Here is a 14,355-nt window from a genome sequence, read left to right on the forward strand (position 1 = left end):
GAGGAGACAACATAATGAGTCAGAATGAGCAGGGCAGTTCTGCCCAACTCTCTGAAGAGGCTGCTGAAGACCTGATTGTTCGAATTGGCAAGCTCACCCGCATGCTGCGCGACAACATGCGCGAACTGGGGTTGGACAAGGAGATCGAGAAGGCTGCGGAGGCGATTCCTGACGCTCGTGACCGTCTGCACTACGTGGCCACCATGACCGAGCAGGCGGCAGACAAGGCGCTGAACGCCATTGATCGTGCTCAGCCGTTGCAGGATCAGCTCTCCGAGCGTGCCGAAGCCCTGGACAAGCGTTGGGCCGAGTGGTTCGAGGCACCCAAAGAGCTGGATGATGCCAAGTCGTTGGTCAAAGAGACGCGAACTTACCTGAGTGATGTGCCCGAGATCACCGCAGCGACCAATAAAGAGCTGCTGGATATCATGATGGCACAGGACTTCCAGGATCTGACGGGGCAGGTCATCAAGAAGATGATGGACGTGATCCGTGAGATCGAGCATCAGCTGGTGCAGGTGCTGATCGACAACGTCCAGGGTGCCGAAGCCCGTGAAACCATGCAGCGCAAGGCGAACGATCAGTGGAAAAACGAGAATGCGCGGCGCAATGAAGATCTGCTGAACGGTCCTCAAGTAAAAGAAAACGCGCCTGACATCGTGACCGGCCAGGATCAGGTAGACGACTTATTGGATGAATTAGGCTTTTAATGCTGGGTTATTGACACATTGTAAGTGGTCGCATCTGGCACAATAGCTACCTGCTCAGCCGTCCTTTGGGGCGGCTGAGTGCATAGTATGGTGTAGTTTGATTCATCGTCCCCTCGTCAGCCGGATGACCGCATGGCAGATAACGACAGCGATCAGGAAAAGACCGAAGAGGCGACGCCCCGACGACGGGACAAGGCCCGTGAAGAAGGGCAGGTGCCGCGGTCTCGAGAGCTGACGACTTTCATGATGTTGTTGGGAGGGGTGATTGGTCTCTGGAGCATGGGGCAGATGCTCTATGATCAGTTGGGTACCGTGATGGAACAGGCGTTTCTGTTCGAGCGTCGTCAGGCCATGGAAACCACCCCCATGCTGGTCAACGCGCTGGACCTGGGCCAGCGGACGCTCTTCGCGATGCTTCCCCTCTTTCTGCTGTTGACGGTGATTGCGTTGATGGCACCCGCGCTGCTGGGAGGTTGGTTGATTTCATCCAAATCACTGCAACCAAAATTCTCCAAGCTGAATCCTGTCAAAGGTATCAAGCGCCTGTTTTCGATGCAGTCGTTGAGCGAGCTTGCCAAGGCGATCGCCAAGTCCATTCTGGTGGGCAGCGTTGCGTTCAGCTTTTTATATTTTAATATTGGCAGATATCTGGGGCTGATGGATCAGCCGGTTCAGCAAGCCCTGGCCACGGCACTCAATATGGCGGCCCTGGCGGCCGGCCTGATCGTGCTTTCCCTGATCGTGGTCATCCTGATCGATGTCCCCTTCCAGCTATGGAACAACGCCAAGCAGCTCAGGATGACCAAGGAAGAGGTCAAGCGAGAGCACAAGGACTCGGAAGGCGACCCCCACGTCAAAGGGCGCATTCGTCAACAGCAGCAGGCCATGGCACGTGGGCGCATGATGAGCAAAGTGCCCGAAGCGGACGTGATCATCACCAACCCGACCCACTACGCCGTGGCTTTGAGGTATCAGGAAGGGAAAATGGGCGCGCCCAGGCTAGTGGCCAAGGGTGCTGATGCCGTGGCTGCCAAAATCCGTGAGATCGGCGCCGAGGCTGGTGTGCCGCGATTGGAAGCAGCGCCGCTGGCGCGTGCCCTGTATCATCATGTGGATCTGGAGGCGGAAGTGCCGGCCGAGCTGTATACCGCAGTGGCCGAAGTCATGGCCTGGGCCTACCGTCTCAAGCACGTAGCACAACAAGGAGGCGAGGTGCCCCCCACCCCCGATAATCTGCCGGTCCCACCGGAAATGGATACGCCCGGCCGTCGTGCCGATGGCCATGAGGCGCAGCCATGAAAAGTTTGAGTCAGCTACTCAATCAGCGTAACTGGTCCAACAATGTCAGCATGAAACTGCTGGCCGGACCGCTGCTGATCCTGATGATCCTGGGCATGATGATCCTGCCCTTGCCACCGTTCGCGCTCGATCTGCTCTTCACCTTCAATATTGCCTTGGCCATCATGGTGCTGCTGGTCAGCATGTTTGCCGAGCGACCGCTGGATTTTGCCGCGTTTCCTGCCGTGCTGCTGTTCACCACGCTGCTGCGCCTTTCGCTCAACGTTGCCTCTACGCGCGTAGTGTTGATGGAAGGGCACCAGGGGGGCGATTCGGCAGGCAAGGTCATCGAAGCGTTTGGCACCTTCCTGGTGGGGGGCAATTTTGCCGTTGGCCTGGTGGTCTTCCTGATTCTCGTGATCATCAACTTCATGGTCATCACCAAAGGTGCGGGCCGTATTGCCGAAGTAGGGGCGCGCTTTGTGCTCGACGCCATGCCGGGCAAGCAGATGGCCATCGATGCGGACTTGAACGCAGGCCTGATTGGCGAAGACGAGGCCAAGAAACGTCGCGCAGAAGTGGCACAGGAAGCCGATTTTTACGGCTCCATGGATGGTGCCAGCAAGTTCGTGCGTGGCGATGCAGTCGCCGGTCTGGTCATCATGGTGGTCAACATCATCGGTGGTCTGCTGATTGGCATGATGCAGCACGACATGGGCTTTGCCGATGCGGCGCGGACCTACACGCTGTTGACCATTGGCGACGGTCTGGTCGCCCAGATTCCCGCGCTGGTCATCTCCACGGCGGCGGGCGTGACCGTGTCTCGGGTGAATACCGAACAGGACGTTGGTCAGCAGATGATCAGCCAGCTGTTCGTGAACCCACAAGTCATGATTCTGGCGGCCATGGTGATGGGGCTATTGGGCCTTGTGCCAGGCATGCCCAACTTTGTATTTCTGCTGTTCACCAGCCTGTTGGCCGGTCTGGCCTGGTACCTGATTCGCCGCAATAACCAGACGCTGGTCAATCAAGAGCTGACCGCTGCCCCGCCACCCATGCTGCAGGAGACCCCTGAGGCGAGCTGGGAGGATGTCCAGCTCGTCGATACGCTGGGACTCGAGGTTGGGCACCGCTTGATTCCCCTGGTGGACTCGCGCCAGAAAGGCGAGCTGCTGGGGCGCATCAAGAGCGTGCGCAAGAAATTCGCCCAGGAAGTGGGCTTTCTGCCGCCCGTGGTGCATATCCGCGACAACCTGGAGCTACCGCCGAATACCTATGTGCTTTCCATGAAAGGCGCCGAGATCGGGCGTGCCGAGGCACAGCCGGGCAAGTGGTTGGCCATTGACCCAGGCCAGGTGTCGGGGGAACTGCAGGGCACGCCGACGCAGGATCCGGCCTTTGGCTTGCCAGCGGTCTGGATCGACGCCAATCAACGTGAACACGCACAGGTGTATGGTTATACGGTCGTGGATGCCAGCACGGTCATCGCTACCCACCTCAACCACCTGCTGCACCGCCACTCCCCCGAGATGCTGGGGCGCCAGGAAGTGCAGAAACTGCTCGACAAGCTGGGCGACGATCAAAAGTCACTGGTCGAAGAAGTGGTGCCCAAATCCATCTCGTTGACGGTGCTTCAGCGTATCTTGCAGAACCTGCTGGATGAGGATGTGTCGATTCGTGATATGCGCAGCGTGCTGGATACCCTGGCCGAACATGCAGGCCAGCAAAAGGATCCCAACGAGCTGACGGCGCTGGTACGGATTGCGCTGGGGCGTGCGATTACCCAGCAGTGGTTCGCTGGGCAAGAGACGCTGAATGTCATGGGTCTGGATGCGCAACTAGAGCAAGTGCTGCTTCAGGCCATGAATGGCAACGGCGCCATGGAGCCCGGACTCGCGGATACGCTCATGAATCAGGCGCAGCAAGCGTTGGAGCGTCATGAAGGCAGTGGTGAAGCCCCGGTGCTGGTGGTACAGCACTCGCTGCGTGCCGTGCTCTCGCGTTTTCTGCGCCGTCGCATGCGCCACCTGGTGGTCATGTCTCAGGCAGAAATTCCTGACGACCGCACGCTGCGTGTGACCACGCTGGTGGGTGGTCGCTGATGCCGCTCCTGATGGTTAGCCGTCTTTCGTACACAGGTAACAGGTGAATCATGAGCGTTAGACGTTTTGTCGGAGCCAACAGCCGCGATGTCATGCGCCAGGTGCGAGAAGTACTCGGCGATGACGCCCTGATCGTGGCCAATCGGCGCACCGAAGGGGGAGTCGAAATCCTCGCCATGGCAGACGATGCGGTCGATCAGTTCGATCCTGCCCCTAGCCCGGCCACGCAGCAGGAACCCGCTGCGCCGGTGTTTTCGTTGCCCCAACAGCCAGACCCGTTGGAAGTCATGAGCGAGCGCCTGCTGCGCGAAATGCAAGAGATGCGCGAGCTGCTGGCGCGACGGCAACCCGACCCTGCGCCAAGGGCGGACAGCGCGTCAGAGCACTTGCAGCAGGTGATGCTGCGCGTTGGCTTCAGCCATGAGCTGAGCCAGGAAGTGGTCGAGGCCTTGCCCGATGAGCTGGCATCGTTACCGGCTTCCAGCGACAGCTTGATGGCCTGGCTACGCGAACAGCTCATGGCGCGGTTGCGTGTACTGCGTCAGGAAGAGGCGTTTTTCGACCAGACCGGCATCGTGGCTCTGGTAGGCCCTACCGGGGTCGGCAAGACGACCACCACGGCCAAGCTGGCGGCGCGTTTTGTGATGCGCCATGGCACACGCCCGGTGGCGTTGGTGACTACCGACAGCTTCCGAATTGGTGCCCATGAGCAGCTGCGGATCTATGCGCGACTGCTGGATACCCCCATGTATGCGCTGGATGTCGAGCAACCCATTGACGAGCTGGTGGGACGGCTTCAGGGCAAGCAGTGGGTAGTCATCGATACCGTCGGCATGAGCCAGCGCGATCAGCGGGTGATCGAGCAGATTGCACACCTTCAGGGGGGGCAATCCACCGTGCGTCTGGTGCTGATGTTGAATGCCGCCAGTCAGCCCGAAACGCTGGAGGAGGTCGTGTTGCGCTATCGCCAGGCAGCCAGGGCGGCTGGGGCGACGCTGGACGACTGCATCATCACCAAGCAGGATGAAGCGGGGCGCTTGGCCCCGGCGTTGGATATCGTCATGCGCCATGGCATGCGTGTGCTGTTTGGCTCCCATGGCCAGCAGGTGCCGGAAGACATGTCCGTGGCCGACCCTCAGGCGCTGATCGCTCAGGCGTTGGGCGCACAGCCCCGCGCCGTGCACCAGACCGAACCCTCGGCGCCGCTCAGCTTGCCACGCTGGTCGCGGGATGTGCTGGGGCAAGGGCGCAGGCTCTCATCGGTGCTGGCTCGACTGCGCAAACGGGTGGATGACTTTTACCTGCTGGAAGCCGCCTGGGATATCGGCGCACTGCCTAGGGTCATTCAGGATCAGCGGCTGGATGAGCTGTTGTCCGGGGCAGATGCCAATAGCCGCGCCATGGGGCTGGCCTGGTCGCCACGCCGCCAAGGGCGTGGCTGTGACTGGACGATGCCGGATGTTCGGCTGGATGAGCAGGGCCGTTGGTTGGCCCTGACGCGGCTTCAGCACCGTCAGCCTGCCGGCTGGCAGCCGCGTCTGGAAGAGTGTGGAGAAGATATGGCAGTTCACCTGCTGCCCGCTCTGCCAGAACCCGACGTGCTCACCTGGCTGCACGACCAACGTTTGACCTGGGTCAGCGCGGTGCATGCCAGCCAGCGAGTAGACTATCAGGGCGAGCGCTACGCCCTGAAGAATCTGTTTCAAGAGAGTACGCTGACCCACAGCGTCACGGTGCGTTTTCGCGGCCAGCGCATGCAGCTGTGGAATGCCTATGTCGAGGTGCAGGCCGCCTCGGGTCACGCCCTGCTGACCTGGGTGGGCGACATCCGTGACCCTGAAAGTGACAAGCGCGTCGCGCGTCGCTATTGGTTGACACCCGCCCGGTTGGGTAGCGATGTACTGTCACTGCTGGTCACCCAGCTCGAAAGCGATGGGCTGGCCGCACTGACCAAGCGAGCGTGGCAACAGCTCAAGGAAAGCGACAGTGGCGAAGTGAGTCGTGAGCTGCGCCTGTTGATGGCCAGCGGTGCAGCGGCCGTGGCAGGCCACCTCGACCTGGCCGATGATGAACCAGGCCAGGCGCTGAGAACGGATCTGGTGCGGCTGTTGGGTAGCCAGCGCAAGCGCCGGGATACGGCCCTGCTGGACGCGCTGCTGCATGTGTTGATGGCCCGAGATGCCATTCGGCAACTGGGCAGTGTCAGCCTCGAGGATGTGCTATGAATGGCCAGGATCAGGCTGCCGGGCTGAGAAAATGGGCAGATTTGCAGCGCCAGCAGCGAGGCGAGCAACCTGACGAGCCTGCGGCCGACGCGCCGAGTGTCGATACTTCCACTTCAGACAAGGAAGTGGCGCAAACGAACGTTGGCGCGGACGCTTCGGAAACCGCTCCCAAGGAGGTCGCAAGTGCGGCAGCGAACGTAACGGCCCCCCGCCCGACACGCACACTGGTCATTGTGGGGTTGAGCTCAGCGGGTGCCGTGCACGTCGACAAGGTCAAAGGTCGCTTGGCGCAGTGGGCATCGCTGGGGCGCCAGTGGGCGGGCGATCCTCAGGAGTGGGACGTCAAGGTGGCAAGCCCCGAGGCAGGGTCGATGGCTGCCTTGGCGCATCACCCTCACTGGGCGCTATGGGTGAGCAGTGACGCCGAGGCCTTCGCGAGCATGTACCGTGCCCTACGCCAGATGCGTGAGCAAGGGGGGCCGCGCCGCCTGCTGGCCCTGCACGAGCCGCACCTTCCGCGTCAGGGCTTGCTGGACAACCTGCGTGATGCCGCTGCGCACTATTTGCAAATAGAGCTGTTGCTACTGGCTCGTTGATGACCCCATGACAAGGGACCGGCAATGCCTCTACAGACGATGTTGCTACGAACATTGATCAACACCGCAAAGTGGTCAACAGTGACATGGAGCGTGTTTCTCTCCAGCGCCGCGTGGGTGTTGGTGTTATCGCTGGTTGTGGGTGAATCGGCGCGGGCAGCGACAGGTAGCTGGAGCAGTCAAATGCCCGCGGTGATGGTGGCCATGAGCGATCGGGCGAGCAGCAGCCAGGCCATCAGGCCTCCGGCGGGCATACCGCTGGGCAACGCGACATTGGCGAGGGTGCAATGGCGTTTCGAGGCGCCTGCCCATGCGCCTGTCAACGCCTGGCTATGCCATCCTGCACAATGCGTGCCTCTGAGTGGCATGCGTGGCAGCACCATGGCACTGGCAGGTCTGGAAGCCAACGCGCCGCTTCATTTGCGCTTTGCGCTGTCACCGGGGCAACGGCCCGTGCGCGTACAGGGGCTGCAGGTCATCGTGAATTATCAGTAAAGATCGTTTAGCCGTGAGGCAATAGGATGTATACAGCACAAGGCAGGATCAAGCAGAGTGAGCTGTTAACTCAATACATGCCGCTGGTGAGACGTCAGGCCTTGACACTGCAGGTCAGGTTGCCCGCCAGTATCGAGCTGGATGATTTGATTCAAGCGGGCATGGTGGGCTTGCTGGAGGCGCTAGGACGCTTTGATGCCGCACAGGGCGCGACGTTTGCCACGTTCGCCAGCCAACGCATTCGGGGCGCCATGATGGATGAACTGCGCACTCGGGACTGGCTGCCGCGCAGCGTGCGCCGCTCTGCCCGCGCAGTCGATGAAACCGTACGCCGTTTGGAGCAGGTGCTGGGCAGGCCCCCTGAAGAGGTGGAAATTGCCCGTGAGCTGGAGATGCCGCTGAGCGACTATCAACAGCTGCTCAACGACACCAATAGCGGGCAGCTACTGCCCTTCGAGGAACTGGTGGCCGATGGCGGTGAGCCAGCCGGGGACGAAGGCAGCGCCAATCGCCCTTTCGAACAACTGCTCGACGAGCAGCAGCGGCACACTCTGATCGAAGCGATCGAGGCGTTGCCCGAGCGTGAAAAACTGCTGATGGCCCTGTATTACCAGGAAGAGATGAACCTCAAAGAGGTGGGGACGGTACTGGGCGTCACCGAATCGCGGGTATCGCAACTGCATAGCCAGGCCGTCAGCCGCCTTCGTGCCCGCTTGAGCGACCACGATTGACCTTCTTATTCTCTCACGTTAACCGGCAAGGAGCCGTTGATGAACCCCTCTACGTTGATCGGCATATTTGCCAGCATGCTGTTGTTGATAAGCGTGCTGTTCTTTACCGCAGAGTCGCCAGAAAGCTTTATCAACTTGCCTGGTCTGGCCATCGTCATTACCGGTACCCTGGCGGCGACGTTCATCAGCTACCCCTTGAAGGAGGTACTGCGAGTAGTGCGCCTGGTAGGCCTGGTATTCCGCCGCGAGAACACCTATGTGCGCGATGATATCGGCGAGCTGGTGGCCATGTCGCGGTTATGGTTCAAGGGCGATGTTCGAGCGGTAGAGCGGGAGCTGGAGCATACGCGCAACCCGTTTCTGCGCACCGGTATTCAACTGGTGATTGCCAACACCAAGGAAGATGAAATTTTCGACATGCTGCGCTGGCGGATCGCACGGCTGAAGGCGCGTGAGCATGCCGAAGCGCAGATTTTCCGCACCATGGCCACCTATGCGCCGGCCTTTGGCATGATTGGTACGCTGGTGGGGCTGGTCAACATGCTGGAAGTCATGGATGCGGGCGATCTGCAGGTGATCGGTCCACGTATGGCCGTGGCGCTGCTCACCACGTTTTACGGTATTCTGCTGGCCAATCTGGTCTTCAAGCCCATTGCCGTCAAACTGGAGCGGCGGACCGAAGAGCGCCTGATCACCATGAACATGGTGCTGGAAGGCATTTCTCTCATTACCAAGCGTCGCTTGCCGTCGTTCATCGAAGAGACGTTGAACTCGTTCGTGGCCAACTACCACGACGAAATCCGTGATGCGAGCGTCAAGCCGCGCCCAGGCGTCGATTCGGCGCTGAAAGGGTAGCGCCATGCTCAATCACGAGGCACGGTTTGCGCTGGAACTGCCAGTGGCAGCGGGCGAGAGCGACGAAGGGTGGTTGACCAGTTACCTGGACGTCTTGACGCTGCTGATTACTCTGTTCGTGCTCTTGCTGGCGCTGACGCCTCCTGGCGGTGGGGAAGGGAGGGAGAGCGATGCCATGGGGCCGGCCAGTGCCATCATGGCCATGCCGTTGGCCTCATTGGCCACCGGCATTCACCCACGTCACGACGGTGTGCAGCCGCAGATGGCCGGGCTGGATATTCCGGGGGTCAGTGTCTCGCAGGGCCGTGAAGGCATCACCTTGCGCATCGACGACAGTCTTTTGTTTCCCAGCGGCAGTGATGTGCTAACGCCTCAGGGGCAAGTTGTGTTAGAAGGGCTCACATCGGTACTCCAAACGTTCGAAGGCCAAATCTCGGTGGAAGGGCATACGGATAATCTGCCCATTGCCACCCCGCGTTTCCCCTCCAACTGGGAGCTTTCAACGGGTCGCGCCATTGCCGTGGTGCGCCAGTTGGAGCGTCAGGGTATCGCCATTTCTCGTATGCGGGCGGTTGGCTATGCCGACAGCCAACCCATGGAAAGTAACGCTACCCCGGAAGGGCGAGCTGCCAACCGACGCGTTGAACTGCTGCTCAAACAGCGGGTCGAGGGGTAAAGCACTCTCTCGAGGCTATATGGCCACGCTGCATGTCAACGGGTTGGACCAGCCCATCACCGTCAGTATCGGCGTGGCGATATGGCAGCCGGGCGACAGCTGCAAGACGCTGATGTCGCGGGCCGATGTGGCCATGTACCGAGCCAAGCGCGGTGGTCGCAATCGTGTGGAAATCGCCGAGCAGCGAACCGGTTAATCTTCTGTCGTGCTCTCCTCGCACAGCTGCTGCATGCGAGCGATGGCGCTGTCTGCACCGGCAAGGCTGAAGGTCATGTACCACGGCTCCTGCTCGTTTTGGTCGAAGCCCAGGAACAGCTGCTCGCCGGTGCGCATCTGGGCCATCAGTGTGTCGAGATCGCTCAGGTAAAAGTGTGCGTAGAAGCCATCGTCGCCGCGCTCGGTGATGAACTCGGCCATGGTATCCACGATGGGCTGGTCATCGATGCGCAGCCGTGTGGGCACCAGATTGACAGCGCGGCTCTCGCCTTGCTGCTGTTCCAGCGTCACGCGCATTTCCAGCCAGGGGAGGTCGCATACCCCCTGGCTGGTATTGAGGCTCAGGGTGGCATCGGAGTAGCTGTGGGCCTCCACTGCGCGAAAATGGCGCTCTTCGCCCAGTGCCAGCGTCATGGACGACCAGTGCTGGTGAGGTTCGGCATGCTCCACGTTGAACGTGGCTGCCAGGGCGAACGGGGCGTTGCCCAGCAGGCTCCCCCCCAGTACCGCCAGCAGTGTACGGGTGTTGATGGGCATAAACGGTATCATCGTCCTCGGTCTAAAAGGCAAGGTCGCTCAGGCTTCCAGCAGCGGCCTGACGTTGTCGGTCAGGTAGCAGTCGTCGAACTCTCCTTCGGTGGACAGCGCTTCGAGATCCGGAATGGTGACATGGTGTCGGTCACGAAATACCAGGCCGTCTTCGCTGAGTGCGGTGAAGGTACGGCTGACATGCACCGGGCTCAAGCCCAGGATATCGGCCAACTGCTCCTGTGACAGGGGGAGGCGGAACTGTCCGCTGATATCGTCGTTGGTCTGGCGCAGGCGCAGATACATTTCATGTAGGAAGTGGGCCATTTTCTTGCGCGCGCTGCGCCGTGCCAGGTTGACCAGCCGTTCGGTCAGCAGCGCTTGCTGTCGGCTGGCAATGGCAAACATCACCGACGTGAGCGACAGTGACTCGCGAAAGACCTCCAGCATACGCTTGTGGGGAAAGTGACAGATCACGCCGTCACTGATCATGCGGACGTTTTCAAGGCGCTGGGAAAAAGCAAACTCCCGCAGACCGATGATGTCGCCGGGCAGAAAAACTTCCAGGATCTGACGGTCGCCGTTTTCGAGGTGGCGGTAGGAGTAGGCCCAGCCGCTGCGCAGCGTGCAAAACTCATTGGCCGGTGCCCCCATCTCCCAGAGTACCGTGCCCGCCTTGATGGACGTGGGGCTCTCTTCCAACGAGGCCAGCAGCTCTTTCTCGTCATCGGTGAGCGAGCAGTAGTGGCTAAAGTGGCGGATAATACAGCTTTTGTCCTGTTCCACAGCGTGTGTCTCCTCGCAGAAAACAACCATTGTTAAGCAGTCTCGCTGCTTACTATAAGCAGTCAGGGCCGTCTTTTCCTGAACTTTTTGGCCACTGCTCCAACGCTTGAGCAGCGGCCCATGAGACGCCTAGCGAGTGGCGCGGTTGCCACGCTCGAGTAACGGCGCCAGGAAGCGGCCCGTATGCGATACCGTCTGTTTGGCCAACTGCTCCGGCGTGCCTTCGGCGATGATCTGCCCGCCCCCGGAACCGCCTTCCGGCCCCAGGTCGATCAACCAGTCGGCCGTCTTGATGACATCCAGGTTATGCTCGATCACCACGATGGTATTGCCGTGGTCGCGCAGTCGGTGCAGCACCGTCAGCAGCTGGCGGATATCCTCGAAGTGCAGGCCGGTGGTGGGTTCATCCAGAATGTAGAGGGTTTTGCCGGTGTCACGCTTGGCCAGCTCGCGCGCCAGCTTGACCCGCTGAGCCTCGCCCCCGGAAAGCGTCGTGGCACTCTGCCCCAAACGGATGTAGGACAGCCCCACATCCATGAGCGTTTGCAAGCGCCGGGCGATGGCGGGCACGGGGCTGAAGAAGGCCAGCGCATCTTCCACCGTCATCTCCAATACCTCGTGGATGGTCTTGCCCTTGTAGTGGATATCTAGGGTTTCGCGATTGTAGCGCTTGCCCTTGCACACGTCACAAGGGACGTAGATATCCGGCAGAAAGTGCATCTCCACCTTGATCATGCCTTCGCCCTGGCAAGCTTCGCAGCGACCGCCCTTGACGTTGAAGCTGAAGCGCCCGGGTTTGTAGCCTCGGGAGCGAGCCTCCTGGGTACCGGCGAACAGCTCACGAATAGGCGTGAAAATGCCGGTATAGGTGGCCGGGTTGGAGCGCGGGGTGCGGCCGATCGGGCTCTGGTCGATGTCGATGACCTTGTCGAGCTGGTCCAGGCCTTCCACCTTCTCGTAGGGAGCCGGTGTCAGGGTGGTGGCCCGGTTGAGTTCACGGGCGGCAATCGGCATCAGCGTGCCGTTGATCAGCGTCGACTTGCCGGAGCCGGAGACGCCCGTCACGGCAATGAACAGCCCCAGTGGCAGGCTGAGGGTGACATTTTGCAGGTTGTTGCCCGTGGCACCGCGCACCACCAGTTGCTTCTCGGGATTGCCCGGGATCCGGTAAGGCGGGACGGCAATTTCGCGGCTGCCGGAGAGATACTGGCCGGTCAGCGAATTCGGGTTGTCCATCACCTGCTGCGGCGTGCCCTGGGCGACGATCTCGCCCCCATGGACACCTGCACCGGGGCCGATATCCAGCACGTGGTCCGCCGCGCGTATGGCATCTTCGTCGTGCTCGACGACGATCACGGTGTTGCCCAGGTCGCGCAGGCGCTCCAGCGTCTTGAGCAGACGGTCGTTGTCCCTCTGGTGCAGCCCGATGGAGGGTTCGTCCAGGATGTACATGACGCCCACCAGGCCAGCGCCGATCTGGCTAGCCAGACGGATACGCTGGGCCTCGCCCCCGGAGAGCGTGTCGGCGCTGCGTTCGAGGTTCAGGTAATCAAGTCCCACGTTGACCAGGAACTCCAGGCGAGCGTGGATCTCGTTGACGATCTTGTCGGCAATTTCTCCCTTGCGCCCGGGAAGCGCCAGCGCGCCGAAGTAGCGCCACGCCTCGCCAATCGGCAGGTGGACGATATCCGCGATGTTGCGGTCATCGACATACACATGGCGGGACTCCTTGCGGAGCCGTGAACCATGACAGGCGGTACAGGGCTGAACCGCAATGTACTTGGCCAGGTCGTCGCGCACCATGCTGGACTCGGTCTCCCGATAGCGGCGCTGCATGTTGGGCAGCACCCCTTCGAAGGCATGTTCACGGGTGACTTTACGGCCACGGTCGCCGACGTAGACGAAGGGGACCAGCTCGCCACCACTGCCGTTGAGGATGATATCGCGCTCGTGACGTGCCAGTTCCTGCCAGGGCGTTTCCAGCTCGAAACGGTAGTGCTTGGCCAGCGCCTGCAGCTGAGTAAAGTAATATATGTTGCGTCGGTCCCAGCCCTTGATCACGCCTTCCGCCAGGGATAGCTCGGGGTGGCTGATCAGTTTCTCCGGGTCGAAGTACTGCTGGATGCCCAGGCCGTCGCAGGTAGGACACGCCCCTGCCGGGTTGTTGAACGAAAACATGCGCGGCTCCAGCTCGGAGAGCGAATAGCCGCAAACGGGGCAGGCAAAGCGGGACGAGAAGACCAGGTCGTCCTGCTCGCCGTCCATGAAATGCACCATGGCGGTGCCGTCGGCCAGGTTCAGGGCCGTTTCGAAGGATTCCGCCAGGCGCTGGGCGATATCGTCACGTACCTTGAAACGGTCCACGACCACGCTGATATCGTGCTTCTTGCGCTTGTCCAGCGGCGCGATGTCGTCCAGTTCCAGCACCTGGCCATCGATCTGAACGCGCACGAACCCTTGAGCACGCAGTTCGGACAGCAGCTGCAAATGCTCACCTTTGCGGCCCTTGACGACCGGCGCCAGCAGCATCAAGCGGGTGCCTTCCGCCAGGTTCATGACCTGATCGACCATCTGGGAGATCGTCTGGGCTTCCAGGTCCTCGCCATGCTCTGGGCAGCGAGGGGTGCCGGCACGGGCAAACAGCAGGCGCAGGTAGTCGTAGATTTCGGTAATCGTGCCAACCGTCGACCGGGGGTTGTGAGAGGTGGATTTTTGCTCGATGGAGATGGCCGGAGAGAGCCCTTCGATGTGATCCACATCGGGCTTTTCCATCATCGAGAGGAACTGACGCGCATAGGTGGAGAGCGACTCCACATAGCGCCGCTGGCCCTCGGCGTAGAGCGTATCGAACGCCAGGGACGACTTGCCGGAGCCTGACAGGCCGGTAATCACGATCAGCTTGTCGCGGGGCAGCTCCACATCGATCTGCTTGAGGTTGTGGGTGCGGGCACCCCTGACCAGAATGCTGTCCATCAACACCTCGAATCGCGTGGCAAAAGCGTAATTATACGATTGCTGTATCCCTTCCGGCAAAATTGTCTCGCGCGGATGCGCCAAGGTGGGCATTTCATGGTTGGCGTTTCCAGCGTGCCGACAAAGCGCTAGAATGGGCGGTTATCTCAGGCCGTTCGGCCCTCTTATCGTACACAAGGGTTCT

Annotated in this window: 13 protein-coding genes; 10 read left to right on the forward strand and 3 right to left on the reverse strand. The window is 60.8% G+C overall.

The window, feature by feature from the left end; translation table 11 throughout:
• Positions 1 to 14: 14 nt before the first annotated feature.
• The 10 genes from cheZ (at position 15) to RVM26_RS16670 (ending at position 9,864) form a co-directional block, all read left to right on the forward strand.
• Positions 15 to 710, forward strand: a complete 696-nt coding sequence (gene cheZ / locus RVM26_RS16625) for a protein phosphatase CheZ (RefSeq protein WP_498939755.1) — start codon at positions 15 to 17, stop codon at positions 708 to 710.
• A gap of 132 nt (positions 711 to 842) precedes the next feature.
• Positions 843 to 2,009, forward strand: coding sequence for a flagellar type III secretion system protein FlhB (gene flhB, locus RVM26_RS16630; RefSeq protein WP_498939757.1), 1,167 nt, complete (start codon positions 843 to 845; stop codon positions 2,007 to 2,009).
• Positions 2,006 to 4,090 (forward strand): flagellar biosynthesis protein FlhA, encoded by a 2,085-nt coding sequence (gene flhA / locus RVM26_RS16635; RefSeq protein ID WP_498939759.1) that lies wholly within the window; start codon positions 2,006 to 2,008, stop codon positions 4,088 to 4,090. The genes flhB and flhA overlap by 4 nt, the downstream gene beginning before the upstream one ends.
• Before the next feature lie 50 nt (positions 4,091 to 4,140).
• Positions 4,141 to 6,315 (forward strand): flagellar biosynthesis protein FlhF, encoded by a 2,175-nt coding sequence (gene flhF, locus RVM26_RS16640; protein WP_498939761.1) that lies wholly within the window; start codon positions 4,141 to 4,143, stop codon positions 6,313 to 6,315.
• On the forward strand, positions 6,312 to 6,911 hold the full coding sequence (locus RVM26_RS16645; protein ID WP_144984134.1) for a hypothetical protein: 600 nt from the start codon (positions 6,312 to 6,314) through the stop codon (positions 6,909 to 6,911). Before flhF ends, RVM26_RS16645 begins: the two co-directional genes overlap by 4 nt.
• Positions 6,912 to 7,094: 183 nt before the next feature.
• Positions 7,095 to 7,406, forward strand: coding sequence for a flagellar protein FlhE (locus RVM26_RS16650; RefSeq protein ID WP_287808196.1), 312 nt, complete (start codon positions 7,095 to 7,097; stop codon positions 7,404 to 7,406).
• 26 nt (positions 7,407 to 7,432) lie between these two features.
• Entirely contained in the window at positions 7,433 to 8,137 is a 705-nt protein-coding gene (locus RVM26_RS16655; RefSeq protein ID WP_287808197.1) for an RNA polymerase sigma factor FliA, read from the forward strand.
• Positions 8,138 to 8,176: 39 nt separating this feature from the next.
• On the forward strand, positions 8,177 to 8,992 hold the full coding sequence (locus RVM26_RS16660) for a motility protein A (RefSeq protein ID WP_039180782.1): 816 nt from the start codon (positions 8,177 to 8,179) through the stop codon (positions 8,990 to 8,992).
• Positions 8,993 to 8,996: 4 nt separating this feature from the next.
• Complete coding sequence (locus RVM26_RS16665; RefSeq protein ID WP_287808199.1) at positions 8,997 to 9,668, forward strand: OmpA/MotB family protein; 672 nt, start codon at positions 8,997 to 8,999, stop codon at positions 9,666 to 9,668.
• Positions 9,571 to 9,864: a GGDEF domain-containing protein gene (locus RVM26_RS16670; protein WP_287808201.1), complete on the forward strand. Its 294-nt coding sequence runs from the start codon at positions 9,571 to 9,573 to the stop codon at positions 9,862 to 9,864. The genes RVM26_RS16665 and RVM26_RS16670 overlap by 98 nt, the downstream gene beginning before the upstream one ends.
• Here RVM26_RS16670 and RVM26_RS16675 read toward each other — a convergent pair.
• The 3 genes from RVM26_RS16675 to uvrA all read right to left on the reverse strand — a co-directional run bounded on the left by RVM26_RS16675 (position 9,861) and on the right by uvrA (position 14,171).
• Positions 9,861 to 10,421 (reverse strand): invasion associated locus B family protein, encoded by a 561-nt coding sequence (locus RVM26_RS16675; RefSeq protein WP_498939764.1) that lies wholly within the window; start codon positions 10,419 to 10,421, stop codon positions 9,861 to 9,863. The two genes, RVM26_RS16670 and RVM26_RS16675, sit on opposite strands and share 4 nt — an antisense overlap.
• 39 nt (positions 10,422 to 10,460) lie before the next feature.
• Positions 10,461 to 11,198, reverse strand: a complete 738-nt coding sequence (locus RVM26_RS16680) for a Crp/Fnr family transcriptional regulator (RefSeq protein ID WP_287808203.1) — start codon at positions 11,196 to 11,198, stop codon at positions 10,461 to 10,463.
• A 129-nt stretch (positions 11,199 to 11,327) separates the two neighbouring features.
• Complete coding sequence (gene uvrA / locus RVM26_RS16685) at positions 11,328 to 14,171, reverse strand: excinuclease ABC subunit UvrA (protein ID WP_096923357.1); 2,844 nt, start codon at positions 14,169 to 14,171, stop codon at positions 11,328 to 11,330.
• Positions 14,172 to 14,355 lie beyond the last annotated feature (184 nt).

Source organism: Halomonas sp. KM072 (assembly GCF_050710315.1).
Classification (GTDB): domain Bacteria; phylum Pseudomonadota; class Gammaproteobacteria; order Pseudomonadales; family Halomonadaceae; genus Vreelandella; species Vreelandella hamiltonii.

Excerpts from the sequence above, each read along its gene's own strand:
- uvrA (WP_096923357.1), bottom strand. The coding sequence starts at position 14,171 with ATGGACAGCATTCTGGTCAGGGGTGCCCGCACCCACAACCTCAAGCAG.
- RVM26_RS16665 (WP_287808199.1), top strand. The coding sequence starts at position 8,997 with ATGCTCAATCACGAGGCACGGTTTGCGCTGGAACTGCCAGTGGCAGCG.
- cheZ (WP_498939755.1), top strand. The coding sequence starts at position 15 with ATGAGTCAGAATGAGCAGGGCAGTTCTGCCCAACTCTCTGAAGAGGCT.
- RVM26_RS16655 (WP_287808197.1), top strand. The coding sequence starts at position 7,433 with ATGTATACAGCACAAGGCAGGATCAAGCAGAGTGAGCTGTTAACTCAA.
- RVM26_RS16670 (WP_287808201.1), top strand. The coding sequence starts at position 9,571 with ATGCCGACAGCCAACCCATGGAAAGTAACGCTACCCCGGAAGGGCGAG.
- flhF (WP_498939761.1), top strand. The coding sequence starts at position 4,141 with ATGAGCGTTAGACGTTTTGTCGGAGCCAACAGCCGCGATGTCATGCGC.
- RVM26_RS16650 (WP_287808196.1), top strand. The coding sequence starts at position 7,095 with ATGCCCGCGGTGATGGTGGCCATGAGCGATCGGGCGAGCAGCAGCCAG.
- flhB (WP_498939757.1), top strand. The coding sequence starts at position 843 with ATGGCAGATAACGACAGCGATCAGGAAAAGACCGAAGAGGCGACGCCC.
- RVM26_RS16675 (WP_498939764.1), bottom strand. The coding sequence starts at position 10,421 with ATGCCCATCAACACCCGTACACTGCTGGCGGTACTGGGGGGGAGCCTG.
- RVM26_RS16645 (WP_144984134.1), top strand. The coding sequence starts at position 6,312 with ATGAATGGCCAGGATCAGGCTGCCGGGCTGAGAAAATGGGCAGATTTG.
- RVM26_RS16660 (WP_039180782.1), top strand. The coding sequence starts at position 8,177 with ATGAACCCCTCTACGTTGATCGGCATATTTGCCAGCATGCTGTTGTTG.
- flhA (WP_498939759.1), top strand. The coding sequence starts at position 2,006 with ATGAAAAGTTTGAGTCAGCTACTCAATCAGCGTAACTGGTCCAACAAT.